Here is a 25,900-nt window from a genome sequence, read left to right as displayed (position 1 = left end):
ATTTAGTTCCAAAAAAAAATTATTAGAAAATGATTTTCCATAAGCAACCGGTAAAAAGGCAGCTAAGGTATAGCGGGCTGCCACCGCCCCTGTCCAACCAAAAGACTACGGCATAATGGCAAGGCAAAATGATGGCTTCGCCGAGTGGTAGTGTGTTGCCTTGCCACCCTTCGGGACTTATTCCGTTTCCTTTTGGTTTTTCGCTTAGCCCGCTAAGATTATCTGCTTTCTTTTTTCCGGTTTTTCTTTTGGAAAAATTATTTGAGAAGCGAAGCGAAACAAACCACTACGATTGCAGGAAACGAGAAAAGTGAACCTAACAAAAATGTACAACTTTTTAAAAATTATGGTTATGAACATCATTGGAAGACTGACAAAAGATGCGGAAGTACGCACATTGTCAAATGAAAAACAGGTAGTGAATTTTTCTGTAGCAACCAACGAAAGCTACAAAAACAAGCAAGGCGACCGCATAGAACAAACAACCTATTTCGATTGCGCTTATTGGATTTCTGCAAAGGTAGCCACACTACTCACCAAGGGTAAATTGGTTGAACTCACAGGCAGAGTAAGCACAAGAGCGTGGATAGGAAAAGACGGAGAAGCGCATTCTGGGTTAAACTTTCATACCTCGCAAATCAAACTGCACGGAGGTGGCAGGAAAACCGAAACCGTGCAAGTTACTGGAGAAGGAAAAACGGATGACCTTCCATTTTAATCAAGTATACAAATCATTTTTTAACATCAAAATTTTATCAAAATGGCACACAACATTAATTTCAACGAGAGAACAGGACGTTATTCATTTTTTAGCGTTCAGCAAAAAGCGTGGCACGGTTTAGGGCAAATCGTGGAGCAATTCCCAACCAGTGAAGAAGCGATTAAATACGCTGGATTAGACTATGAAGTCGTAAAATCCCCAATTTTCACTAAAAATTCGGGCATTATCGAAACTGCAAGCGGTATCGAAATAGGCAGTAGCGAATTGGAAGTACCTAATTATTTTGCCAACATACGAACCGATAACAATGCCGTTTTGGGTGTAGTTGGTAAAGATTATCACATTGTACAAAACCGTGAAGCTTTTAATTTCTTTGATGCTATTGTAGGCGGTGGCGAAGGTATTCTGTACGAAACCGCAGGCGCATTGGGCAACGGAGAACGTATTTTTATTACAGCTAAATTACCCGATTATATTCGTGTTGGCAATGGCGATGATGTTACGGAAAAGTATATTTTTCTAACCACTTCGCACGATGGTAGCGGAAGCATTACAGCCGCATTTACACCTATCCGTATTGTTTGTCAAAATACCTTAAATGCTTCATTGCGAAATATGACCAATGTAGTCCGCATCAAACACACATCGGGAGCAAAACAGCGTATCGAGAATGCCCACAAGATTATGGGATTGGCAAACACATTAAGCAATCAATTAGAGCGCATTTTCAACGATTGGGCAAAAGTAAAGGTAACAGACCAAGAAGTAAAAAAGCTAATTCAATTGGCACTTTGTCCGAACAAGGAAACTTTTGATTTGCTTAAAAAAGGTGCAGAAGATGAAATTTCAACCCTCTTTAAAAATACGGTTGATGATGCTTTTGCCTATGCAATGATAAGCGACACACAGCAAATGGAAACAACCAAAGGCACATTGTTCGGAGCGTACAACGCTGTTACAGGCTACTATCAGAATGTAAGAAATTACAAAAACGATGAAGCCAAATTGCAGAGTATTGTATTGGGCGGAACTGCCCAACTAAAATCGCAGAAAGCATTTGAATTGTGTACTGCATTTGCTTTAGACGGTGCGGAAATTTTAAATCTTAATTAATTAATAACAGGCTACCGCTTTAATCGGTGGTAGCCTACTAAAAATAAAAGTTATGGCAAATTGGTGCAATAATACGGTTGTTTTTGAGGGAAAACCTGAAGCAATCGAACAGATACAGCAGCTTTTCCAAATGATGAAAAGCAAAGAAGAAAAAGAAAAACAAGGGCAATTGCCCGATTTTGTTCCCGACACAAACGGCGGTTATTTCTTCAATATTTATTGGAATGAAAGCGATGAAGGCGTTTTTCAATATGAAACAAAATGGTCGCCTAATCTTGAAATTATTCAAAAGATAGCAAAACAGTACAAAGTAAATTTCATACAGGATTATGAAGAACTGGGCAATATGGTCTATGGCAGGGCAACATTTTCTGACGGGATTGTCACAGATATTTATTTGGAAGATGAAGATTTTGCCAATTATCATTATGACGAAGAAACCGACAATTATCATTTTGAAGGCGAAATTTATGAGAGTGATTATGAAATTTTGGAAACTCTTTTAGACCGAAAAATTTCCAAGAGCAATATTTAAAATTTACGATTAAATCGGTTCAGCAAAAAAGACACTTCCTTCCTTTGGTCGGAAATGTCTTTTTGCATTCAATAAAGATGCAACCCGTTTGATGAAAATGTTTGCTCCGCCATTTTATCAAACCAGTTGCGAGTTTTTTGCGTGGGATATTCGTTATCCCATTCTTTAATTTTGGATTGACTTCTTTTCTTTTCACATAGCGACCAAAGAAAAGAAGCAAAAGAACATCGCCAATTAAGCTTTGTCTATATTTCTATTTGATTAAATTTGAAATCTGTCAAAATAATTAAAATCGCAAATTCAAAGAATGATAGAAACTCAAATTTCAATAACCGTTAACCGAAAATCCGATATTGCTTTATTGGAGCAGAAAATTATCGAAAACCAGTTTCAATTTCCTGTTTACATTCGGGAATATGAATTTAGCTATCAAATAAATTTTACGAGCGATTATGAAGAATGGGAATTGGATACAGCAATTCTCAGTAGTTTTCCGGGCTATGAATTTACTACAGATTTGGAAAGAGGACGAAAGGAAATCAGAATTCAAATAAGCCGTTACCAGTCTGAATTGTCTACTGACGGTTGGGGAAGACGGATTGAAAACCCTTTGAACGAAACGAAATATCTTATAAAAACATCTATAAACAAAGCGGAAGATTTCAATCCTAAAATTAAAGTTTTGTTTGAAGACCAAGAGCAATTTTACCATATCAATATTGTAGATGGCATCAATACAGCTACCGATGAAAAAGGTTTCTTGTTGTTAGATGATTTTAAAACGAACAATGAAAGTAAAAGCGCAGAAATTTTGCCAGATAGACTTTATAAATCTCGCCAAGAAGCTTTCCAGTGGGGATTTGATAAAATATCCGATGTTGTGGAAAATGATTTTACTCTTTACCTTGAAAACAAAAAGAAAGAAATTAGAGAAATACAAAAGTTGCCCCGCAAAATTATCAGGGAATTTATAAAGGCGTGTAATAATTCTGATGAAGATAATATCGTAAAGCAACTTGATGAAGATATAATTTTCGAGGTACGCAAGCATTGGAAAACTATTTTTGAAACCAGAGGAATTCCAAAATTCAAAGAATACCTTAGTTCCTCCGAACAAGAATTAAGCGGTAAGGATTTTAAAATCAGGTCATTGTGGAGTTTTAAATTGCCTTATGTAATGATTGGCGTGAAATATTTTCCTGCTTCTACAGAACTAGAAAAACAACCTTTTCAAAAATTTGAACAGATGAATTTTGTATTAGAAAATAATAAAATTACCAGTATTATCTATGAAATTTAATTTGTTTAAAATCATCATTCGGTGGCGTTTTTAATAGCTTTTTTAAAAATATCTGCATCACTGCCAATTAATAAATAGCTTACAAAACCAATACCCAAAAGACTTTTCGCTACTTTTTCAGCATCAATATCGCTATGGGCAATCAGTTTTATTGTGGGATGAAGTGAAGTTAAATATTGTAGTTGCTCCAGTACATTTTTGTCGTAAAAATTGAGGTCAACAATGCAAACTTGCGGAAGTTTTTTTAATGCCGATAATTCATTTAAAGCATTTGGAAAAGTTTCAGACCGAAACAGAATTTCTATTCCTGAAGAAAGAAGTTCGTTGCAAATCAAATCTAAAATCGGGCTTTTATCATTGATAAAGGCAAGGGAAGTTTTTTGTTGTGCAGTACCAGTTTTCATATCATACCTTTTTAGGTTGATGTAGCCCTGCAAAAAAATAAAGCGCAGGCAACTACACTTACCGACATTGAGGCACTGGTATACCCGACAACGAATAAGCGAGCGCCCACGCCTATCACGTGAGCGTTCCTACTTATTTGTCCCGTTGTCTTAAAAATTACCAGTTTTCAATGTGGGACTTAAAGCAAAAACACTTTAAGTATTTCTATATTTTAGATAGCAAAGATACTAAAGTCGTTCTGATAGAAGCATAGCTAGAAGAAAATTTATTATAAACAATGTTTGCCTTTGGCTATATAGTTCTGTTCCAAGACAGTTAGAATATCACTTTCCTTGTAAATAATCTTGCCACCAATTTGTATAAATGGTAAAATATTATCATCGCGATATTGTTGTAAGGTTCTTTTGCTGATGTGAAGTATTCTGCACAAATCATCGCCTGAGAGATAAATTTCGCCATTCATTACAGGACGATAATTTTTTAGTATGACTTCGATATAGCTTCTCAACTGCATTATCATTTGCTGATGGGCAATTATTTCTTCGGTTTCATTCGTTAGTAAATCCATTTTCGTTGGTATTGTAAGATTGTCGAGCTTCAAGCAAAGCCTGCACATCCGAGAGTTTGTAATAGTTTTTGCGGTTTAATTTGGAATATGGCAATAGCCCTTTGTCCTTATAAGTCTGTAAAGTTCGTTTGGTAATGTTCATCATCAGACATACTTCCTGGTTATCGAGCCATTTTTCTGCTTTGAAAATCTGAATGTATTTTGTGGTAGCATTTTCTGTCAGTTCCAAAAGTGATTTTAACTCATTGTTTATTCTATCTAATGCAGATTTTTGTATTGCGATAACTTCCATAGCTTGCTTCATTTTTCTTTGGAAGTCGAATTTATAGAGGCTTATTATGGGATTAGGAAAGATTGTATTGGTTGGCTTTGAAAGGCTGTATTTGGCTTTGAAACAGCAATTTGATAGGAATTAATTTTGTAGATTTGGAGAAAATAAATCCTATTGATTATTATGCAAAATAGGCATTGTTTATATGTTGGTATTAATTGCAAGTGTAACAAAACAATACGTAATAAGAAACTATGAATAGAAAACTTACGACAAATTCAAGATTAGTCAATGAATTATTTGCTAATTATATCAGTACGTTTGCTGCATTCTGCGAATTATTAAATAACTCTATTCAAGCCAAGAGTAAAAATATTTGGATTGAAATTGACTATACTTTAGAAACTGAAATACATCCTCTTTTAATCAAAAAAATCTCTGTAAAAGATGACGGTAATGGAGTTCATATGTCTGACATTGAAAGGAAACTATTGGACATTGGAACGGCAAATAAAGATGGTGGTAAAGGAATTGGAAGATTTGCAAGTTTTCAAATCGGTCAAGAAATTGAAATTGAAACTATTGGATATTCACAAGAAGATAAGACATTTACTGAAACATATATCCCGTTATCATTCAATAGTTTTGGGAAAAACATCAATGTTTCTGAAATTGAATTAGCTACAAAAGAAAATATCTTAGAAGGAAATAATCATAATACTTTTTACAAGGTAACAATTTCCAGTTTGTACCCACATTCAACCACAGAAAATGAACCAAAAAAGAAAATTATTGACAAATTTCTTAAAGACAATCTTTCAGATGCAATTTTTGAGAGATACCCCTTAAAGATTTTTAATAAAGAAGTTACATTTCACATAAACGGTAAAGCTTTAAATCCTACTGATTTTGTAATAGATAATCCGATTAAAATAGCTAAAACTTATACAGACACAAAAGGTAAAGAACATAAAGTTCTTTTTGACTTTATGCAAATTAAGAAAATGGATAAAATCAAAGTCTTTTTAACAGCGCAAAATGCGGGTCTGAATACTATAGCGGGAAGTTTAGAATATGATGCAAGTTGGTTGAGCCCAAAAATTGGAGGATGGTTTATTTATGTGTCTTCCTCTACATTATCATCTGACATTTACAGAAATATAGATTTAGATGACTTAGACCCTGATTGGAGAAAAGTAAGAGAATTTATTAAAGATAAACTGAACACATTTTTTAAAGACAGAAATTTTGAATTTGACAATTTTTCCGACAATCTTAAAAATGATGATTTTTATCCATACAAAGAGAGGGCAAGCTCTAAATCAAAAGTTATCCTGTTTGATAAATTAGCCTATTTAGTAGAAGATAAATACCATATCTTAAAAGACAATAATCAGTTAAGAGAAATTATTTATCCCCTTATTGATAGAACAATATCAAATGGAGAATTAAATAACATTTTACGAAGTGTTCTAAAATTAAATAACAAAATGATATCTAAATTTTCCGATTTATTGGAAAAAACCGATTTAGATAATATTGTTGAGTTTTCAGATAAAGTTGCTTCAAAGATTGAAGATATTGAATTCCTCGAAAAATTGGTATATAGCGAAATATCAAAAAATGTAAAAGAGCGAAAAGAATTACATAAATTTTTAGAAAAAATGTTATGGGTTTTTGGAGAAGAATATTCAGAAAGCACTAAACTTTTGTCTGATAAGAATTTAGAAAAAAATTTAACTCAATTAAGACAAGACTGTTTAATGTTTAAGCCCTCAAAAGATGGAGATAATATTAATGTTATTGATGAAAAACCAGTAAAATCAATTACTGACCTTTTTATGTATAATGAAAGAGTTTTAGATGCTAAAAGAAGAGAAGTTTTAGTTGTTGAACTAAAAGCACCCAAAGTAAAAATAAGCCCTAAAGAAATAGAACAAGTAATGAAGTATGCCAGAGAAATTGAAAAACTTGACGCCTCAAGCTCCAATATTCATTATAAAATTTTGTTGATTAGCTCAAAAATAAATTCCGATGCTGAATTCCAAATAAAAGGTAATCAAAGAAATGAAGACAACCCCTATTTCTACTTCAGAAATGAAAATAAAAATATTGAAATATGGATTATGAAATGGTCTGATTTGTTAGAAAATGTAAAAAGGAAGCTAAAGTATATGTCAGCAATTTTAAATACTAAAGATATCGATGTTCAAGAAAAGGCAGAGAAAGACTTCGCAGATATTGAGTTTAATAAAGTGAGTTCCTCTTTAAAAAGAGTTGCGATGTAAAATGGAAACGAATACAATTATATTAAAAAAATCGGGTAACCGTTTCGTTATCCGATTTTAAAAGAATTATAGTGAGAATAATTATCAACGCTCTACAGGCTGTTCCGTTTTAACCTCAGTTTGTTTTTTCTCTTTCTTCATTTGCCAATGCGACCAAATAGAAAGTATGCCGATAATAATCAAAGCATAGGCAAGCCATTTGCCAATACGCTCTATAAAACGTGTAAATACTGATGCCTCAAAGCTGGAAAACCCTTCGGCTCCAACAGCATTACGCCTGTAAAATTTTCTGCGACTTATCCAATAAACAAGCCCTATTCCGATAACAAGCGGAATAATACCAAGTACTAACTGAGCCGTAACCGCATCCATAAAAATTCAAATTAGGTTATCTAAATTTAAGAAAAAAAATAATTTACGAAAAGTAAAAAAGCAAAAAACCGACCTTTAAAGTCGGTTTTTACATTCAATTACTATGCTGTTAATCACTGCTATTAAACTGAAAAGTCAGTTGCTTTTCATTCCCAAAACTATCCGAAATCCACACATCAAAAGATTGCGAAACGGCAGAGGCAGATGTGTAATACAACCTGAATTGCTCTGTTGGTAACAGATACAAATCGTTCGGCAAGTATGGCGTTTCATCATAATAACGTAGCGAACCTTGCCCATCAAATTGAAAATAGCGGAGATAGTATTGCGTGTTGCTGTAATTTCCTGTTCGTTGTATGGTAACACGTATTTCCACCGTTTGTCCATTGGCAACATCTTTCGGAACCGGCATTACTTTTACCTCAAAAGGAAAATTGTTCTGTATTTCGAGGTCGTCATCTTTCCTGCAAGATACCAAAGAAACCGAAGCTGTAAGGATTGCCAGCATTAGATATACCGGCAATAATCCTATTCTGAATTTATTGAATATTGTTATCATTTTTCTGTTTTTAAAAGTTAAACCTTAATCCCACACCAGCAGACGGACGGAACTGCTCTAAGTCTGTGCCCCAAAAGACTTTTGTACGTCCTTGCAACACTAATACAAACCGGTCTGACAAATACGTTTCAAAAGTTATTCTTCCGCCAGCTCCGTAGATGAAATTGTCTTCGCTCAAAATTTTTGCACCGTCATACAATATCGCTTCGCCACGGTTGATGCTTTCGTAACCGACCACGCCTGTTATTCCTAAATTAATCGTGATATTTTTTCGGGCATCGCCTAATAAAAATAAGCTGTAACCACCTTCTGCAGTAAACGTTTCCTGCGGTATGCGAACATTTTTGTAGTCGTGGTATTGGTGTGTATATTCCAAAGCCCAAAGCTGGTAATTACCGTTTTTACCGTTCACGGTCATTCCGATGTTGAGGTAATAATCATTGCCTATTTTATCTTTGGACAAAATACCTGCATTCAGTTCAATTCCTTTTTGCTTCGGGAGCATTCTTTGCGCTTGTGCAACCGTGATGCCTACTAAAACGAGCATTACGGTGTAGATATATTTTTTCATATCATTGTTTTAAAAGGTTATTAAAATTTCAGGTGCATATCATTTATCAATCGGGCTTTTATCAAATCCGAATTTTCTATCTGAAGCGTTTGATGTCTGCCACCGTTTTTCTCGAAAATTTCAATCAGTAAAATTTTGTCATCATCAATGGTAAACTGGTCTAGCAAAAACACGTTTTGCTCGATTGCCTTCCCGCCAATTTCATCCAAAGGTTTGTAGGTTCTAAGCGGTATCATTGGTCTTTCCTGCACTACGGTACGCTTTGCTATTTTTTTATCTACGACTTTGAAATTCACAAAATCTATCTGGAAAGGAACATTGGTACGGTTTCTCAATTCTGTATGGAAATAATATTTGCCGTTGTGAATGTAAATTCCTTTCAAAATAAACTGGATGCCGAAACTTTTAGCACCAATATGTTTTACAATGCGTTTGTCCATATTGTAAATGGTTTCCAAAAGCAAACCTGCCAATGACGGAGAATTATTACCCAATTCTTCAAAAAGTACATCGTTTCCATTCGCTTTATCCACTGCTTTTTGCATTGTTAAAAGGTCATAGCTTAATACTTCGGGATAAGAACTGTAATACACATTGAAACTGTAAAAACGACCATCATTTGTGATTACGGAAAAATTGGTTTCAGGCTCGAAAGCTCTTACCGATGCTTTTACACGCAGTACGTTTTCTGCATCTTCTGCTTTTCCTGCGATTAAGTATTCGCTACCCAAATCCACATAACGAATAGCGCTTGGGAAAATCAGATGCGAAGTTTTATCGTAAGTAACTTCCATTTTGTAAGGTTCTATCTTGCCGAGTTCAAGCGGTGTTCTGATGCTGTCTTGCGCATAAGAATGCACGGCCAAGCCCAATATCAGGGCAATAGCCCAAAAGGTTTTTATGTATTTTTTCATCTTATTTAATATTTATTTTTAATTGTGATGAAGCTTGTCTAGGACAGGTTTCATTTTTTATAAATTTTAATTGAACATTATTTTTTAGATACCAAAAAGACTTGATGTCCAGCTTTTAAAGTAACTTTTGGTGCTCTCACTTTTTTAGCGAAATAACCCGAAATACCCTGAACTGCGCTTTTGCTGAGGTCGGAAGCAATTTGTTGTCCCGTTGAAGAATTCATACTAAAGCTTGAACCGGTAGCGTTGCCCATATTGGCAACAATATCTGTAATGGCACTTCGTTCGGGAGAATTGGGTACGTTCAATCCTTGTTGTCCATCCAAATCATAAATGGTTATCTCAACAGGAATAATGTTACCTTCTAATTCTATGGAAGTTACTTTTAGCTGTAATCTGCCATTCTGAAATTTAGCATTTGCCGTTACAATAGTTCCTTTCGGAATAGTTCTTTGTGGTGTTTGTGCCGTTTCCAACAATCGTAAACGTACGCCAGTTTCGCCTGTTACCGTCTGTGCATCGTGTACACAGGCTTTGATACTATTTTTCGGTTGAACTACTTGTTCTTTAGACCCTGCGGTAAAAAATCCACGGTTTTTAATTTCGCTCCAGTCTGCGGAAAAGGCACTGTCTGATGGTTCTCGATACAAAGCAGAAACGGTATTTTTTCTTGCCGGTGCAAATGCTACAAAATGCTCTTTTTCTGATGCGGATGTTGTTTGGTTTGATGCATTGTCAGGAGCAGCATTTCCCGTATTTGTATTTTGAGGAAGATATTTTGCTGCCATTTGATAGGATTTTTCCATCAACGCCAATTGGTCATCAACTGTGGTAGCACGAGGAACATCTCTTTCCGCGAGCCTGTCTCTCAATTCGTCTACCTGCCTGCGAAGTTGCATCGTTTCTGAATTATCATTTTGATAAAATGAACCCAATGTATTTTGCGCATTTTGGTAACTATTGAGTGCAGGATTAGCAGATTTATCTTTACCCAAAACATTACTTTCCTCTTCTTGAGATAAGCTTTCTTCACTACTTTGCGTGCTGTCTGTATTCCAATAATCGGCAAGCGTAGTAAGGGCATTTCTTTTTGCCTGCTCTTGCTTTTCCAGCATTTCCTGTTCATACGCTTTTTGTTTGTCAGATTGCATTCCGGCATCAGTTGCTTGCGGAACGGCATCATTCAAACCGAGATTTTCGATTTCATCCTTATCCGAAGACGGTTTAAATATCAAATACATACAGCCGATAAAAACAATACCCATTAAAACAAATATGAGCGGCTTTTTGAGTTTATCCATTTTATTCTGATTGCCTTCGTGAAGCAAATCAGCGTTGTCTTTCGGGTTTCCTTCTGTTACCCGAACCACAGACTTTTTGTTATCATTTTCTTTCATAAAACTGATTTTTTAGAATTGTTGATACTGTGTCCCGCAATTTTGCAGGACTTTCATCTTTTTTGAGGACAGGATTTTCGATATGCTCGATGACCATACCGTTTTCGGACTTTGAAGTGTCGTACCAAACTTTGCCAATCACAAATGCTGTTAACACCAGATAGCCTATAAAAAAATAAAGGGTATATTGATGTTGTTTTCGCATTGGTAATTTCTGCCAGCGTTCATCGACCTTGTCAAAGTATCTGTCCAGATTTGCTCTTATTTTTTTCATAACCTTTGGTTTTTATTTTTCGATGACTTCTACATCTTTATTTTCGATGACTGCAAACTTTTCGATATTGAAGCCTTGCGGATTATTATCCGAGCGAACCGAGTTTACAAGGAAGCAGGAAGTTATCAGATTACGTCTGGTTACATTGCTGGAACGGATGATGAATTGCTTGGCATACGTTTGAACCGCATAAGGATGTCTGTCGAAGTTGCACACCACGCTGTCTACTTCTATGCGCTGTTGCACATTTCCCGAAATGATACGGTTGTAGTAGCCTTTTTCCGATAGGTCATTGTAATAATCAAAGGCACTTTTATCGGCAAGGTTGAATGCCCTTTTCATATTGCTTTCGATTGCATTTTTATCGGGAGCCAACGTGAAAAACAATTCGTGAAAACGCCTGACGTGTTCTCTTGCTTCCACAGGGCGATTGATACTTGCGTCTTGCGATAAGGCAAGCATCAAAGATTTACCCTTATCCAATACATATATTTTCTGGCGTTGCTCTTCTGCAAAGCGATAGGACTGCCATACGGCAAATCCTACCACGCCAATGCAGAGAACGGCAAACATAATGGCATACAATCGTATCTGCCGAAAGCTGTTTTCTATATTTCTTAGCGTTTTAAATTCCATTTTTTTATTGATTATGGGTTAAATTATTTGAGTAATTGACCGCTAATGTTTCCTACGGTAGAACCGGCTCCTGCTCCTGCGAGATTTCCAGCTTTCATTGCCGTTTGGTTTACATTTCGTGTAAAGTTTCCTGCCCCACCGGCTTGGATAATCCATCCTGTAACTGTTGGAATAGTAAAATATCCCACAATACCGATAATCATAAAAATGATGTAAACAGTATTGGAAGTATCAGGAATGAAAGTTGGGTCGGACAACATTTCTATATCCCGTTCCAAAATCAACGATTGTATTCTTGCCAGCATAGAACTGAATAAATCTGAAACTGGTAACCATAGATAAACACTAACGTATCTTGTAATCCATTGCGTAAGTGTGGATTGAAAACCATCCCAGACAGAAATCGCAAAAGCGATGGGTCCGAGTATTGATAGCACAATCAGGAAAAATGTCCTTATGGTATCTATAACCAATGCGGCTGCCTGAAAAAGGACTTCCAACAAATTGCGGAACCAGTCTTTGATAGCTTTTTCTATCTGATATGCCTGCCTGTCCATATACATTCCCGCCATTGTTCCAATGTCGGATGGCGACCATCCCAATTCGTCCAGCTTTTTGTCAAACTCTTCATCCGATACCATAAAAGCGGTTTCAGGATTTCTGACCATCGCTTCATATTCCAATTGGTCTTTTTGCTGTTGCAGTTTGTTGAGGTCAAGCACTTGGTTTTCAAGAATTGAGTGCGTTCCTGTAACAACAGGACTTAAAACCGCATTGATGGTTCCCAACACGATAGTTGGGAAAAACATAATGCAAAGTCCCAAAGCGAACGGTCGCAACAATGGAAACACATCTATGGGTTCGGCACGGCTCAATGCCTGCCAAACTTTTAGTGCTACATAAAACAAAGCACCCAATCCTGCGAGACCTTTTGCTACTGCTGCCATATCTGCCGCAAGCGGCATCATATCATCGTATAGCGAACGAAGAACTTCGTGAAGATTATTCCATTCCATAGCTTACCAGTATTTTTGGTTGGGAGTTCCATAAAGGTCAAGCACTCTTTTGGCATCGTTTTTCTTCTTTGCTCTGAGATAGCTTACAGATATGTTTTTGTTGGTGTAGTAGCGAACCAAGCTGTGATAGTCTTTTACTTCTTTGTACACACGGTCTATTACTTCCATACGTTCCTTGTCATTCAGGGATAGACTGGATGCAGATACAATCTGTTTTAGTTCTTTCAAAAGTTCAGTACTTTCATTCAAAAGTGCGGAATATCCATTGCCAATGGCTACCAATTCTTGTGGTGTGAAATTCGGGTCGTTCATCATTTTGCCGAAATTCTGAACATACATTTCCGAAACATCGCCCACTAAAAGAACCGTCTGCTGAACTTTACGAGCATCTTTAACCAAATTGTTTACTGCCTTTAGCTTATCGTAATATTCCTTACCCTGCTCATACACTTTCTTTACTTCATTGAAGTTTTTAATCACGTTGCTTACCGTGGAAGAAGTCTGCACGATTTCATTCGCACTGTTAAGAATTCCTGAAGCCAGATTTGCAGGGTCTGTTACTACAAATTGTGCTTTTGCTGACGGTGCTACGGCTAACATTAGTGCCGTACACACCAAATACATTAATTTTTTCATTTTTTTAAATTTTTAAAATGTTATAGATTATTGATTTACTTTATCACGTCGCTGCATTGCGATGTGCTTGATGGCGAGTTCTACATTGTCATCCAATTCAGAAGCGAGTTGCATCACTTCTAATTTTTCGGTTTCTTCGGTGGTGTAAGCGAGATACTCCTCTAGGCTAACTTCGGTGGCATAAACTGCCGAGTGCGTACCACCTAATCCTATCCAAACCTCTTTGTACAGACGGCTGATGTCATTGTTCATATTGATAGAAAGTACTTGCCCTTTCTCTTTATCCGTCAGTCCCAACATTGCCTGTATATCATCGAACTTGTTCATATACTTGCGTTGGTCTAAAAGGATTTTACAGTCTGAATTATTGATGATACTTTCTTTCACGATAGGCGATTGAATGATGTCATCAACTTCCTGCGTAACGACGATGGCTTCTCCGAAGAATTTACGGACGGTTTTAAACAAATACTTGATGTATTCTGCCATTCCTTCTTTGGCAATCGCTTTCCACGCTTCTTCAATCAGTATGAGTTTTCGAATACCTTTAAGTCTTCTCATTTTATTAATGAAAACTTCCATAATAATGATGGTTACCACGGGAAAGAGGATTTTATGGTCTTTAATCGCATCAATTTCAAACACGATAAAACGTTTTGTAAGAAGGTCTAACTGTTTGTCAGAATTGAGCAAATAATCATATTCGCCACCTTTGTAATAAGGTTCCAACACGTTGAGAAAATTGGCAATATCAAAGTCTTTTTCCCTGACTTCTTTTCTTTCTAATACCTTGCGGTAATCGCCTTTTACATATTCGTAAAAACCGTTGAAAGACGGGAAATCATCAGTGGTTTTTATCCGTTCGATATATCCGCTTACGGCATTAGAAAGGGCAACTTCTTCCGAACGAGTTGGTGGTTCATCATCACGTTTCCAAAGGGTCAGTATCAAAGTCTTGATACTTTCACGCTTCTCAATGTCAAAAACGCCATCATCTGTGTAGAAAGGATTAAATGCAATCGGATTATCTTCGGTATAAGTGAAATAAACGCCGTCTTCGCCTTTGGTTTTACCTTTGATAAGTTCGCATAAACCTTGATAAGAATTACCCGTATCCACCAGCAAAACGTGAGCGCCTTGCTCGTAATACTGCCGTACCATATGGTTTGTAAAGAAGGATTTTCCGCTTCCCGAAGGACCGAGGATAAACTTGTTACGGTTGGTAATAATTCCACGTTTCATAGGTAAATCCGAAATATCCAAATGAATAGGTTTGCCGGTCAATCGGTCAGCCATTTTTATCCCGAATGGCGAAGGCGAATTGTGGTAATTGGTTTCTTCCGTAAAAAAGCACAATGCTGGTTCAATGAAGGTGTAAAAACTTTCCTCACTCGGAAAATCGGCAGCGTTGCCCGGCATTCCTGCCCAATACAAAGTAGCTACATCAGTAGTGTTATGGCGTGGTTTACATTCCATCAATGCCAAGGCACTTCCGCAATCATTTTTCAACTGCTTTAGTTCAGCTGGGTCATCTGACCACGCCATAATATTGAAATGCGCACGAATAGAAGCCAGCCCGAAACTGTGAGCCTCGTTCAGATATTTTTCTATCCATTCTTTGTTAATTTGATTGGCACGGCTGTACCTTGCCAAAGAGTGCATATTCCTTGCAGATTTCTCAAACTTTTGCAGGTTGTCTTCACTGTTATCCAAAAACAAATATTGGTTGTAGATATGATTGCAGCTGAGCATCAAACCTACTGGGGCAGCAAAAGACAGTCGGCAATCACTTCGGTCGGTAGATAATTTTTCGTAACGGGTATCAGTTGAAACTGCTCCTGGCAAATCATCGGTGTCCGACAAAGTATGAAGGCTTAATCTTTTATTACCGATACGAACCTCTTCGGAACCGAGAGCGATGTCCTGCATTGGCGTACCTACTTCTCTTGAAAGTGTTAGATACTGTTCTAACAAGCCTTGCTTTTCATCTGTTCCGATGATGTCATCTTCAGTTAGGCGTTGCAGGCTTACAAATCCGCTATCGTTTACAATCCTCTCAAACTGTGAAACTGCTTCCATAAATCGGTGTATCGCTTCTTTATCCCTAATTTCTTTCGGGATAAGAGAACCTTTGCAAAGCGAGCTGAAGTTGCTTTGCATACGCATTCTTTCCTTGCTCGTTTTGGTAAGGAACAAATAGCAATAGTGATTTAAAAAAGGTCTTTCGTTGAAATGCCGTTGATAGGATTTTGCCAAAAAACTTTGGTTTTCTTCTGTCAAATCTGGCGCATAATTTTCCTTGATATACCAATCCTGTTTGTGAACCACCGTGAAATCTGGTAAGGTTTTAATCGCCTTGTGCCAAGCGGAATGAATGGCTTCGTATTCTGCCGCTGCTACCGTGAAGAGTTCCGGCAATCGCACTTCAAAACAGGCAGTAATGTCTGCATCTTTTGAAAGGATGCAGTTGTTTTCTACTGCTAACAAAGGAAATTTGTTTTCCAATGTGGTTGTTTTTGCTACATTTCTCATACGATATTTTGTTTAGGATTGAATTTCAGATAGCGGTGCACGAGCTTGCGGCAGATGATGTATTTGGGATGTCTTTTTTTTGCCCCGATTTTCATTAATCCGTGTTCGCCGTATTTTCTGTTGAGCGAAAAGGTTTGCCACACTATCAGCGAAGAACCGCCCGCACCAAGAAACAGACAGAAGTAAGTGTTTACACCTGCCATATACAGTATCATTACGAGAATAAGCGTACCCAGTAATCCGCCTGCGAAAATGAACAGATACTGTGCTTTCAGCCCTTTAAATTCCACCGTTCTTCCGATGCCTTTGTTGATATTGTAATTCATAAGGCTTGGGATTATAGGAAGAATGAACGCAGGATAGTAGCCGCCACAATCAAGAAGATACACGCACCAAACCACGAAGCTGCCGTTTTGCTTGTGTCGGGGTCGCCCGAACTAAACTTGTTGTACACTTTAACGCCGCCTATTAACCCTACGACTGCACCGATAGCGTAAATCAATTGAGTTGCGGGGTCGAAATAAGAAGTTACCATTTGCGTAGCCTCGTTGATGCCGCCCACACCGTTTCCCTGTGCGAACGCACCAATTCCTGACAGCATAGCCACGGCTGCCAGCAAAACTTTTTTTCTTTGTTTTTCCATAATTGAAACACATTAATTTGTTACTGTTTTCCCGCACCTTGCGGACTTTCGGGACAAAGGTGTTTCAGAAATTAAAGCGTTGTAAGAAAGTGGCAATGAGAGGAATTGTTTGGCGGTGGGTGGCATCCAAAACGTAGAAAAGTATTATATTAGTTGTTTTGAAAATCTTAATTTAAAAACGCAAATTTTAAATGTACATATCTAAAGTCAGCCTTGTCAATTATAGAAATTTTGTTAATGCATATTTCAATTTCAATAAAGGAATAAACACCGTTATAGGTGAAAATGGTTCAGGAAAAACCAACGTTTTTAAAGCAATCAGATTGCTTTTGGAAGATGCTTCTCTTCAGTTTGCCTATAAACTAACTGAGGGTGATTTTAATAGAACTTTAGACAAAGGAAGATGGAAAGGTCATTGGATTATAATCAGCATAGAATTTGATGAACTGAATGATGAAGAAGCCATTCAATCATTATTCATACACGGAACCGGTATTGCCGAAGCGGACTATGTAGAAAAAGCTACTTACAATCTTTTTTTTCGCCCAAAAGCAGACATCAGACAAAAACTTTCTGAGTTAGCGGAAGGCGACAAAGCAGGATTACAAGCTATCCTTGATGATATTAACATTTTAGATAACTATGAAACGTTTTTTACAGGGAAAAGTACAGCGGATTTTAACGACCCTGATGTGTATAAAGAACTTGTAGGTGATTTTGAAAATGTCATTTTTCCTTCTGCTATTGATGCGTCAAAATTTGGTTCCAAAATTCCTCATCAGCTATCTGTTGCAAAAGAAGTTTCATTTACTTTTATACAGGCACTAAGAGATGTTGTAAGTGATTTCCATAATAACAGAACCAATCCGTTACTCACCCTTTTAAAAAATAAAAGTGGCGAAATAAAAGATGCTGATTACCAGCCTATCAGCGATTTAGTAAAAGAATTGAATGAAAGCATTGAAGCACTTCCAGATGTACAGACTATCCGTGATGATATTAAAACAACAATTCAAGATGCTGTTGGGCTTACCTATTCTCCCTCATCATTATCTATAAAATCTAGTGTTCCTGATGAAGCGGAAAAACTGCTCCAATCCTTGAAATTATTTATTGGAGAACCAGGAGAAGAATATGAAGGCGGTATCCACGAGTTAAGCTTGGGAGGTGCTAATCTTATTTTCCTGACCTTAAAACTTTTGGAATTTAAATATCGAAAATCAAAAGATACATTCGCAAATTTCTTAATTATAGAGGAGCCAGAGGCTCATATTCATAATCACATTCAAAAAACATTATTCGACAAATTAGATTATGGTGATACTCAAATCATATATTCAACCCATTCTACGCAAATATCTGAAGTCAGTAATGTAGAAAACATAAACATCTTAGCTAAAAAACTAAATTATGCAGAGGTTTATCAGCCTTCTACAGACTTGGGGGCAGAAAACATCAATCAGGTACAACGTTACTTGGATGCGGTAAGAACCAACTTGCTCTTTGCTAAAGGTGTGATTTTGGTAGAAGGCGATGCCGAAGAAATTCTAATCCCAATTATAGTAAAGAAAGTTTTGGGGATAAGCTTGGACGAGTTGGGAATAAGTTTGATAAACATTAGAAGCACTGGGTTTGAAAATGTTGCGCAACTTTTCCATAATGACAGGATACAACGTAAATGTGCTATCCTCACAGATTTAGATGATGCTATCTGCGATACTACTGAAAATGCTGGCGACAGTGATGCTTTGAAAAAGTATAAGAAAAAAGTAGCCGGTTCTAAGCAAAAAGGGCTGGAAAGAAAAACAAAATTAGATGCATTTGAAGCAGGTAATACGTGGGTCAAAGCATTTTATGCGAAGCACACTTTTGAAGTAGATTTTATTTCAGAAGGAAACGCTTGGGAAGTGGAGAGGATTATTAAAAAAGTCTATATTGACCCAGCAACACGTACGCAAGCAAAAACGGATATCGAAAGTGCCGATGTGGCTATTTATGGTAAGCGGGTGCTTACAATGGCAAAACAGGAAGGAAAAGGTTGGTTTGCAATTATGCTAGGCAAACATATTTCTTATAAAACTGAAATCCCAGCTTACATTCTTGATGCTATCCTTTTTGCAAAAGAAACCTATTCTTCAAACATAGTTGCAGACATTATCCAATATAGAATGAATAAACATTTTGAAGCTGATAATGCCCTCGATTTTACAAGTTGTAAAGCGGAACTTTTGAAATATAGAAATGGAACAAATAAATTGGAAGACTTAGCTTTTGACTTTGACCTTGTACTGCCAGACGACCAAATTTTAATACTAATAGATAAACTGAAGTAGTTATGTTTATTTGGGAAAAAGACAGTATCAATAAAGAACAGGAAGATGCAATTCTTGAAGATAATAGCGTACTTCTTATTGCTTGTCCCGGAAGCGGTAAAACGAGAACCCTTACATTCAAAATTGCTTATGAGTTAAGCAGGTTGAAATCAGACAAGGAATTCGTTATAGCCATAACCTACACTAATAGAGCTTCCGATGAGATAAAGGAGCGGGTTGAGTTATTAGGTGTCGATACGTCACAATTATGGATTGGCACTATCCATTCTTTTTGTATGGAATGGATTTTAAAGCCATATCATTTGTATTCTGAACGATTGAAGAACGGCTTTAAGGTTATCAATTCTTTTGACAGCGAAAAGATATTGACCGAATTATGCAAACCCTATAAAGAAGAAAAAATAACCTATTATGATTGTGGCATCCTTGCCAAAACTGATAATTTCTATTTGACCTGTTTAGACACAAAAAAACATAATTCGTTACAAAAAATTCTTGGGGAATATTTTGCAATCCTTGAAAAAAACCGACAGATTGATTTTGAACAAATTTTGTTTTACGCTTATGAAATACTCAAATCAAAACCAGTTGTAGCAAATATTCTATCCAAATTATTCCCTTTTATTTTAATTGATGAGTATCAGGATACTAAGGAAATACAGTATCACATCATATCCAAAATATTAAGCGTTAACAAAGGCAATTCAAAAACACTTATTGTTGGCGACCCAAACCAATCTATTTACGACTCGCTGGGAGGTTACCCAATGCCTAAAGATGAATTAGAAAAATTATTAGGATTTGAATTGACCCCATTAAGCTTAGATAAAAACTATAGGTCATCGTCGGCTATTATCAACTATTTTGATTATTATAAAACTTTCGACACTCCAATTGTTGCATTTGGTAATGGAAAAGATTATCCAAGTATAATTACATTTAATTCAGTTGTCTCAGTTGATGATTTAATTGAAGAATTAGCTCAGTTAATTTTGTACAATGTAGAAACAGCCGGAATTAGCCCAAACGAAATATGCATCACTGCTCCACAATGGGTACATATCGCAAGCATTACAAGAAAACTTATCATCAGACTTCCTGATTTCAGTTTTGACGGACCAGGAATGGCTCCTTTTTCTCGGGATATTGATAATTTTTGGTTCAAGGTTTCAAGAGTTGCATTGACGGAACCATCTCCTTTTATGTATGTAAGAAGGCTAAGGTGGAGTAAAGAAATATTAAATGAACTGGATAGTGCAGGTGTTGATGTTTCAAATGTAAGTAGTAAAGAATTTTTAAGAATTTGTAATTCTTTTGAGATAAACGAGACAGATGGTTTAACTTATTTAAAAAGTTTCTTTAATCAGATTTGTGAAAAGTTAAAAATTGTACTGCCCAATTTTCCCTTGTTAGATGAACATTTCAATTCATTTTTTGCAAGTTCTGAAAGTAGAATTCAGAGATTGATTGATGAAGGAAATCCATATATTGGGGATATTGAAAATTTCAGAAAAGTATTCAGACAGCGAGATGGAATTACTGTTTCCACAATACACGGAACTAAAGGTGAAGAATACGATGCAGTTATTGGCTTTGGCTTATTGGACGGTTATGTTCCTCATTTTAATGATAATAATGGTATTGAAAATTCAAAGAAACTCTTGTATGTATTAGCTTCGAGAGCAAGAAAAAATTTACATCTTATTTCTGAAAAATATAGAAATGTTCATAAGTTTTATGCGCCAGATGGAAAGCCCCCAACCTCACATTTGCTTGAATATACTTATGATTATTCTTTCCAAAAATTTGAAGGGATGGATTGAGCCATTAAAAAAATAAATTACGATGCCATTAAAAATAAATGTACCCTACAGCGATAAAGACAGTGCCAAATCAAAAGGCGCTTTTTGGGATGTAGAACAAAAAACTTGGTTTGTTCCTGACCATAAGGATATTAATGATTTCCAGCACTGGATAGACAAATCAAAAGTATCGGTTATTATAAAATCGCCCGTATCAATTGCTTTAAATAGTAGTGATTGCTATAAATGTGCAAACAAAACTGCTGTCATTTCCTTAGCTTCAAATAATTTTTATTATTTGAATACCGACGAAAATGAGGATGAAAAATGGTTTCGAGCCGATGGATTGTCTTTTTTTAGTATGCCAGTATTCATCGAAAATGAAATTGCAGGTAAAATCAAAAGATTATTTCCAAATTATAAAATTGCATATTCTAAAACAGCGGAAAGTAGTTATTGGGCTAATCATTGTGAACATTGTGGAGCCTTGCAAGGCGATTTTTTTCTACATTCAGAACCGGGCGGCGCTTTCTTTCCTTTAGAAATAGAAGAATATGAACAATTAACTTTCATTACTGTTCCGTCAAAATTTGATGTAGAAATAGATGCTGATTATTCTTGGTTAAGCAATGCTGATGTCATTCCTAAATATGCCAAATCAGTATCCTACGAAGAATTTTTAGAGCAGCAAAAATAAAAAGGGAGTTTGCTCACACAAATTCCCCAATATCAAAATCACTCACATCACTTTTCCGCAAAGTGGAAGAACCGGCATCCGTCTCAGAAGTGAGAGTACTGTCCAAAAGCTCGGCAATTCTTCTGGAAGCACCATCTATTGAACTTTCCAGCAAACTAAATAATTCGGTTCCCTGTAATCTTTGAACTATATCTACCGCTGTTTCCTTTTGGGCTGGTTCCAATTCTTCTTTTTGGAGCAACATCCCCACGGAGCTTAGTTCTTCAAAGGTAACCCCTTGGGCAAAACCGTCATCGCCATCGGATATTCCGTACCTGTTCCATTCCTCTTCCTCTTCATCCAAATCAGGTATATTTCTGAAAACTTCGTCCAGCTCTTCCTGCGGAATTTGAATACCTACGTTTTCATTTTCGTCGTATTCTATGTCTAAATTATCAGGATTTATTTCGTCTTCCTCAATTTGGCGTTCATTGGCAGTGTTTGGCATCGAAAGGCTTCTTACTGGCTTAGGCAGACCCATAATATCAGGAAGATTTGGATTGATTTTTTCTTGTGTCGGTTTTTGTTTCGACTTTTTATTGATGATGATTTTATCTTGTACAAGCAAGAAAATTACAATCAGCAAGCATATTACAATTACTATTTCCATAATTAAATGTTTTAAAAAATGGGTTTATATTTCTCATTAAAATCGTCTATAATGGCTTTCTCAAATACTTCAAAATGATGCTCCAAAATATTATCAAGGTAAGCATACAGCGGTATTTCATCTTTTCCTATAACCTGTATAATGCGGGATAATCGTTCGTGATATTCCTGCCGGATGTAGATGCTTTTATCTCCACGCTTTGTCATCGAATGCGTTTTCAAAAAATGGTCGCCATAACTTCCATCAAGAATTTTCTTTGTTCGGTTCTTTTCCTTTTGGGCAGGTTTATTTCTTGAAAATTCTTCTTGTTTTACAGCCTCATTTTCCATTTTTTCAATGGGTTCAGGAGGAAGCTGTATTCCGTCTTTTTTTACGCCATCCACCATCAAGTTCATCATCATTTCCTCGTTAATATCGGGCGTAGCTTTTCTTTTATTATCTTTCTCCATAAGGCTATAATTGAATGATTTTTAAAAACTCCTCGATGAATAAATTCAATTGACAAGCTTTCATCAATCGTTCATCCGGCGGCATTACTGTGGAACGGAAAACTGTTTTGCTATCCGCTTCACTTTCTTTGCGGAAACGTGTACTGTTCTTGATTTGGCTTTGCATCAAACTCAATCCTAATTGCTCAATCAATTGATTGTAAACAGCATACAATGGCGTACTTTCTCTTCCGTCCACTTGGTTCCAAAAAAGATGAATGGTTTCTATGGAGGTTTCTCCTTTTTTCATAATCACATCCTGCAAAAGTTGTGTAAAAATGAGTGTACTCTCCATTACTACACGGTCTGCTGCGATGGGCGTAAAAATGTGATGCATTCCCGCCAATGCATTCAGAATTCCTGGCGTGTTCACAGTTCCTGGCAAGTCAAAAAATACCACATCCACAGGAGTGGTAGAAGTATTTACAAATTCTTGAGCCGCTTCCAATACACTATCCGCTTTGTGCTGCATAATCGGATAGGCTTTTTTGTTGATGGTGGTAAATTGTTTGTACGCCAGCTTTTTTAAAGTTTCATTTTCCATAACCATTGCCAAATCTCTTGTCTTCATTTTCATCAGACTGTGTTGTGGAAAATCCGCATCAAATACAGCTACATTGTAGCCCAATCTATAGTGCATCGTACTTGCAACGAGCGTTGTAAATGTACTTTTGCCAACGCCACCTTTTTGAGAAGAAAATGCAATAAACAGAGGTTTCTTTTTTGTGTCCATATTTTAAAAATTTAAAGTTTTCGTATTCTTGTTTTCAGGCTTGCTTGCAGGATAACCGGCAGTCTTTCTTTATTGAATTCGTGATTTCCTACTGGTCTGCAAGACAGCACTCATTATTGTTTGCTATCAGTCAGGATAGCCATCATTCTAGCGTTCCTATAATCCTGCATTCACGAAAGCAATCTTGATTACAAGCCGTCACGCTATCATTCTTTCATCCTTGCAATCCTGCCGTCAAGATTGCTGGATTATCTGCATTCCGGAATGCTATCAATCTATCATCCCTGATGGAGTTCCTGCCAACATTCAAAAGCAAAGAAATCATCATTTTCAATCAATTTTATGGCTTTGGCGGTGTTTGGCACTCAAAGGCAATGTTTGTCTTGGTAATGTCTTGCAATACTCTCATAAGCAGATCTTTACTTTGTAAAATGATTTTTATTAACAGATTTATGCAAAGTATCTCTCAAAAATGGACACTAAACAGAACGGCATCGAGCCGTTTTTCCCTGTTAAATTTAATCCGTCCCGAAGGGCGGATTTTTGTGTTCATCAGAACACGGCAAGTTGTGTTTTGAGGCACTCGAAACCGAGTTCGTGCCTCAAAACAACTTGCCCTGCCGGGAGCTGAAAAAACCACTCCGAAGTCGAGGTTTTGTATGAATTTAAAATGGATTAGTGATGAATGAGAATAATAAAAGAAAACAAAATAAAGGCGGACGGAAGGCAAAAATCGACCCAAGCATCCACCGCCACGTTTTTCGTCTTACTGATGAAGAAAATGCCAAACTTTTATCGCTTTTTGAAACATCGGGAATGCCCAATAAAGCAAAGTTTATCATTTCTCTGTTGTTTGGTAACGAGATGAAATCAGTTAAAATAGATAAAGGCACGGTTGATTTTTATATGAGATTGACTTCGTTTCATAGTCAATTTCGTTCTGTGGGTGTCAATTACAACCAAATAGTGAAGCTTTTGTATAAGAATTTTTCCGAGAAAAAAGCCGCAGCGTTTCTATACAAATTAGAAAAACAAACGGCTGAAATGGCAATGTTGTGTCAAAAAATCATTCAGATTAGCGAAGAATTTGAAACAAAGTATCTGAAAAAACAGCCTTAGAAATGATAGCAAAAATTGGCAGAAGCGGAAATCTATATGGAGCATTGGCGTACAATCAACTGAAAGTGGAGAATGAGAACGGACAGATTTTGTTCACCAATAAGATGATTGAAACCGCTAATGGTCATTATTCCGTTTCGCAATTGGCTCAATCTTTTGCACCTTATCTCATAGCGAACCGCAATACCGAGAAACACACCTTGCATATTTCGCTCAATCCTGACCCGAGAGATGAGGTAAGTGATGACAAGTTTCGAGAAATGGCGGAAGAATATATGCGTGAAATGGGCTATGGCGAACAGCCTTTTGTGATTTTCAAACATACCGATATTGACCGCAGCCATATCCATATTGTTTCGGTTTGCGTGGATGAAGAAGGTAAAAAGATTTCTGATAAATTCGAGAAAATGCGGTCTATGAATGTGTGCCGGGAACTCGAAAGGAAACACGGATTGATAGCTGCTACAGATAAAGAACATAAGCTGAATGACAAGATTTTTAGTCCCATAAATTACAAAGCAGGCGATGTAAAAAGTCAGATAGCTTCAGTTATTCGCCATTTGCCAAACTATTATCAATACCAAACTTTGGGAGAATACAACGCCTTGCTTTCTTTGTTTAACATTACCACCGAAAAGGTAGAAGGAGAATTGCAAGGGCAGTTGCAGAAGGGTTTATTGTACATTCCCTTAAATGAAAAAGGAGAAAAAGCAGGTCATCCGTTCAAGGCATCTTTGTTTGGGAAAAGTGCTGGACTTCCAGCTTTGGAATTGCATTTTGAGCAAAGTAAAATTGCATTAAAAAATAATCCTGTTCAAAAAACTTTAAAATCTGCTATAAACATTGCTTTACAATCAACAACTGATGAATTGAGTTTTAAGAAACAATTAACCGAACAAGGAATTAATGTAGTGGTGCGCAGAAATGATGTAGGACGAATTTACGGAATAACTTTTATAGACCATAATTCTAAGACAATTTGGAATGGTTCACGATTGGGAAAAGAACTTTCTGCTAATACTTTTAACGATTATTGGAATAACAACATCAAACCGGAAATTAAAGAACCAGTTCAATCACAAATAAAAGCTTCTAAGTCAAACGATGCGGAAAATTTACCTGTGGAAAAACCTCATCATTTCTTCGATTTTTTAAATACTGAAAAACACGAAGATGGTTTGGTCGAAGCATTGGGCGGCTTATTGCCTGAAATACAAGGAGAAGATTATGAAGAACAAGATTTTGCAAATAAAATGAAGAAGAAAAGGAAACGCCATAGAGGACAGCAATAGCAATCCGCCAAACAATGCCATTCGCAGACATTGACT

Annotated in this window: 28 protein-coding genes; 10 read left to right on the top strand and 18 right to left on the bottom strand. The window is 36.6% G+C overall.

Going from position 1 to position 25,900, the window contains the following annotated elements; translation table 11 throughout:
* The first annotated feature begins 352 nt into the window (after nucleotides 1–352).
* The 4 genes from AC0NBN_RS09005 to AC0NBN_RS08990 all read left to right on the top strand — a co-directional run bounded on the left by AC0NBN_RS09005 (nucleotide 353) and on the right by AC0NBN_RS08990 (nucleotide 3,669).
* A complete protein-coding gene (locus AC0NBN_RS09005) occupies nucleotides 353–718 on the top strand; it encodes a single-stranded DNA-binding protein (RefSeq protein WP_074230271.1) in 366 nt (121 codons plus the stop codon).
* A 42-nt stretch (nucleotides 719–760) separates the two neighbouring features.
* Nucleotides 761–1,834: a DUF932 domain-containing protein gene (locus tag AC0NBN_RS09000; protein ID WP_074229952.1), complete on the top strand. Its 1,074-nt coding sequence runs from the start codon at nucleotides 761–763 to the stop codon at nucleotides 1,832–1,834.
* Nucleotides 1,835–1,886: 52 nt separating this feature from the next.
* On the top strand, nucleotides 1,887–2,369 hold the full coding sequence (locus AC0NBN_RS08995) for a DUF1281 family ferredoxin-like fold protein (protein WP_074229953.1): 483 nt from the start codon (nucleotides 1,887–1,889) through the stop codon (nucleotides 2,367–2,369).
* A gap of 307 nt (nucleotides 2,370–2,676) precedes the next feature.
* Nucleotides 2,677–3,669: a hypothetical protein gene (locus tag AC0NBN_RS08990; protein WP_074229954.1), complete on the top strand. Its 993-nt coding sequence runs from the start codon at nucleotides 2,677–2,679 to the stop codon at nucleotides 3,667–3,669.
* Between the two features lie 14 nt (nucleotides 3,670–3,683).
* On the opposite strand, the gene AC0NBN_RS08985 is transcribed toward AC0NBN_RS08990, so the two are convergent.
* The 3 genes from AC0NBN_RS08985 to AC0NBN_RS08975 all read right to left on the bottom strand — a co-directional run bounded on the left by AC0NBN_RS08985 (nucleotide 3,684) and on the right by AC0NBN_RS08975 (nucleotide 4,934).
* Nucleotides 3,684–4,073 (bottom strand): response regulator transcription factor, encoded by a 390-nt coding sequence (locus AC0NBN_RS08985; protein WP_074229955.1) that lies wholly within the window; start codon nucleotides 4,071–4,073, stop codon nucleotides 3,684–3,686.
* A 269-nt stretch (nucleotides 4,074–4,342) separates the two neighbouring features.
* A complete protein-coding gene (locus tag AC0NBN_RS08980) occupies nucleotides 4,343–4,642 on the bottom strand; it encodes a helix-turn-helix domain-containing protein (protein ID WP_074229956.1) in 300 nt (99 codons plus the stop codon).
* Nucleotides 4,623–4,934, bottom strand: coding sequence for a helix-turn-helix domain-containing protein (locus AC0NBN_RS08975; RefSeq protein WP_074230272.1), 312 nt, complete (start codon nucleotides 4,932–4,934; stop codon nucleotides 4,623–4,625). Before AC0NBN_RS08975 ends, AC0NBN_RS08980 begins: the two co-directional genes overlap by 20 nt.
* A gap of 233 nt (nucleotides 4,935–5,167) precedes the next feature.
* On the opposite strand from AC0NBN_RS08975, the gene AC0NBN_RS08970 reads away from it, so the two are divergent.
* A complete protein-coding gene (locus AC0NBN_RS08970; RefSeq protein ID WP_074229957.1) occupies nucleotides 5,168–7,201 on the top strand; it encodes an ATP-binding protein in 2,034 nt (677 codons plus the stop codon).
* Between the two features lie 84 nt (nucleotides 7,202–7,285).
* On the opposite strand, the gene AC0NBN_RS08965 is transcribed toward AC0NBN_RS08970, so the two are convergent.
* From AC0NBN_RS08965 to AC0NBN_RS08910, 12 genes are all read right to left on the bottom strand, one after another.
* Nucleotides 7,286–7,573 (bottom strand): molybdenum ABC transporter permease, encoded by a 288-nt coding sequence (locus AC0NBN_RS08965; RefSeq protein ID WP_074229958.1) that lies wholly within the window; start codon nucleotides 7,571–7,573, stop codon nucleotides 7,286–7,288.
* A 109-nt stretch (nucleotides 7,574–7,682) separates the two neighbouring features.
* Entirely contained in the window at nucleotides 7,683–8,132 is a 450-nt protein-coding gene (locus AC0NBN_RS08960; RefSeq protein WP_074229959.1) for a DUF3872 domain-containing protein, read from the bottom strand.
* A 10-nt stretch (nucleotides 8,133–8,142) separates the two neighbouring features.
* Complete coding sequence (locus tag AC0NBN_RS08955; protein WP_074229960.1) at nucleotides 8,143–8,703, bottom strand: conjugal transfer protein TraO; 561 nt, start codon at nucleotides 8,701–8,703, stop codon at nucleotides 8,143–8,145.
* Nucleotides 8,704–8,723: 20 nt separating this feature from the next.
* Nucleotides 8,724–9,617, bottom strand: a complete 894-nt coding sequence (gene traN / locus AC0NBN_RS08950) for a conjugative transposon protein TraN (RefSeq protein WP_074229961.1) — start codon at nucleotides 9,615–9,617, stop codon at nucleotides 8,724–8,726.
* A gap of 77 nt (nucleotides 9,618–9,694) precedes the next feature.
* A complete protein-coding gene (gene traM, locus AC0NBN_RS08945; protein ID WP_074229962.1) occupies nucleotides 9,695–11,014 on the bottom strand; it encodes a conjugative transposon protein TraM in 1,320 nt (439 codons plus the stop codon).
* Nucleotides 11,001–11,288, bottom strand: coding sequence for a nitrogen regulatory IIA protein (locus AC0NBN_RS08940; protein WP_074229963.1), 288 nt, complete (start codon nucleotides 11,286–11,288; stop codon nucleotides 11,001–11,003). Before AC0NBN_RS08940 ends, traM begins: the two co-directional genes overlap by 14 nt.
* Before the next feature lie 12 nt (nucleotides 11,289–11,300).
* Complete coding sequence (traK, locus tag AC0NBN_RS08935; RefSeq protein ID WP_074229964.1) at nucleotides 11,301–11,924, bottom strand: conjugative transposon protein TraK; 624 nt, start codon at nucleotides 11,922–11,924, stop codon at nucleotides 11,301–11,303.
* Between the two features lie 23 nt (nucleotides 11,925–11,947).
* A complete protein-coding gene (traJ, locus tag AC0NBN_RS08930; protein WP_074229965.1) occupies nucleotides 11,948–12,940 on the bottom strand; it encodes a conjugative transposon protein TraJ in 993 nt (330 codons plus the stop codon).
* A 3-nt stretch (nucleotides 12,941–12,943) separates the two neighbouring features.
* Nucleotides 12,944–13,576: a DUF4141 domain-containing protein gene (locus tag AC0NBN_RS08925; RefSeq protein ID WP_074229966.1), complete on the bottom strand. Its 633-nt coding sequence runs from the start codon at nucleotides 13,574–13,576 to the stop codon at nucleotides 12,944–12,946.
* Between the two features lie 27 nt (nucleotides 13,577–13,603).
* Nucleotides 13,604–16,108: a TraG family conjugative transposon ATPase gene (locus AC0NBN_RS08920; RefSeq protein ID WP_078674562.1), complete on the bottom strand. Its 2,505-nt coding sequence runs from the start codon at nucleotides 16,106–16,108 to the stop codon at nucleotides 13,604–13,606.
* Nucleotides 16,105–16,434 carry a DUF4133 domain-containing protein gene (locus AC0NBN_RS08915; protein WP_160812375.1) on the bottom strand — a complete coding sequence of 110 codons (330 nt, stop codon included), beginning with the start codon at nucleotides 16,432–16,434 and terminating at the stop codon, nucleotides 16,105–16,107. Before AC0NBN_RS08915 ends, AC0NBN_RS08920 begins: the two co-directional genes overlap by 4 nt.
* An 11-nt stretch (nucleotides 16,435–16,445) precedes the next feature.
* Complete coding sequence (locus tag AC0NBN_RS08910) at nucleotides 16,446–16,751, bottom strand: DUF4134 domain-containing protein (protein WP_074229969.1); 306 nt, start codon at nucleotides 16,749–16,751, stop codon at nucleotides 16,446–16,448.
* A 191-nt stretch (nucleotides 16,752–16,942) separates the two neighbouring features.
* On the opposite strand from AC0NBN_RS08910, the gene AC0NBN_RS08905 reads away from it, so the two are divergent.
* From AC0NBN_RS08905 to AC0NBN_RS08895, 3 genes are read left to right on the top strand one after another with little or no spacing between them, the layout of a single operon-like run.
* Nucleotides 16,943–19,084, top strand: coding sequence for an ATP-dependent nuclease (locus tag AC0NBN_RS08905; protein ID WP_074229970.1), 2,142 nt, complete (start codon nucleotides 16,943–16,945; stop codon nucleotides 19,082–19,084).
* A 2-nt stretch (nucleotides 19,085–19,086) separates the two neighbouring features.
* On the top strand, nucleotides 19,087–20,907 hold the full coding sequence (locus AC0NBN_RS08900; protein WP_074229971.1) for a UvrD-helicase domain-containing protein: 1,821 nt from the start codon (nucleotides 19,087–19,089) through the stop codon (nucleotides 20,905–20,907).
* 22 nt (nucleotides 20,908–20,929) lie between these two features.
* Nucleotides 20,930–21,583 carry a DUF5710 domain-containing protein gene (locus tag AC0NBN_RS08895; RefSeq protein WP_074229972.1) on the top strand — a complete coding sequence of 218 codons (654 nt, stop codon included), beginning with the start codon at nucleotides 20,930–20,932 and terminating at the stop codon, nucleotides 21,581–21,583.
* A gap of 13 nt (nucleotides 21,584–21,596) precedes the next feature.
* On the opposite strand, the gene AC0NBN_RS08890 is transcribed toward AC0NBN_RS08895, so the two are convergent.
* Genes AC0NBN_RS08890 through AC0NBN_RS08880 form a run of 3 tightly spaced genes read right to left on the bottom strand, consistent with a single transcriptional unit; the run spans nucleotide 21,597 to nucleotide 23,453 of the window.
* Nucleotides 21,597–22,232 (bottom strand): conjugal transfer protein TraD, encoded by a 636-nt coding sequence (locus AC0NBN_RS08890; protein ID WP_074229973.1) that lies wholly within the window; start codon nucleotides 22,230–22,232, stop codon nucleotides 21,597–21,599.
* Nucleotides 22,233–22,243: 11 nt separating this feature from the next.
* A complete protein-coding gene (locus AC0NBN_RS08885; protein WP_078674560.1) occupies nucleotides 22,244–22,681 on the bottom strand; it encodes a DUF3408 domain-containing protein in 438 nt (145 codons plus the stop codon).
* A gap of 4 nt (nucleotides 22,682–22,685) precedes the next feature.
* Nucleotides 22,686–23,453, bottom strand: coding sequence for a ParA family protein (locus AC0NBN_RS08880; protein ID WP_074229975.1), 768 nt, complete (start codon nucleotides 23,451–23,453; stop codon nucleotides 22,686–22,688).
* 681 nt (nucleotides 23,454–24,134) lie between these two features.
* Here AC0NBN_RS08880 and mobA point away from each other — a divergent pair.
* On the top strand, nucleotides 24,135–24,572 hold the full coding sequence (gene mobA, locus AC0NBN_RS08875; RefSeq protein ID WP_050378358.1) for a conjugal transfer protein MobA: 438 nt from the start codon (nucleotides 24,135–24,137) through the stop codon (nucleotides 24,570–24,572).
* A gap of 2 nt (nucleotides 24,573–24,574) precedes the next feature.
* Nucleotides 24,575–25,864 (top strand): conjugal transfer protein MobB, encoded by a 1,290-nt coding sequence (gene mobB / locus AC0NBN_RS08870; protein WP_050378357.1) that lies wholly within the window; start codon nucleotides 24,575–24,577, stop codon nucleotides 25,862–25,864.
* Nucleotides 25,865–25,900: the final 36 nt, after the last annotated feature.

The sequence above is a fragment of the Chryseobacterium sp. L12 genome, from assembly GCF_056133985.1.
The sequence above is the reverse complement of the archived record's forward strand: the minus strand, read 5'-3'. Positions and strand labels throughout refer to the sequence as shown.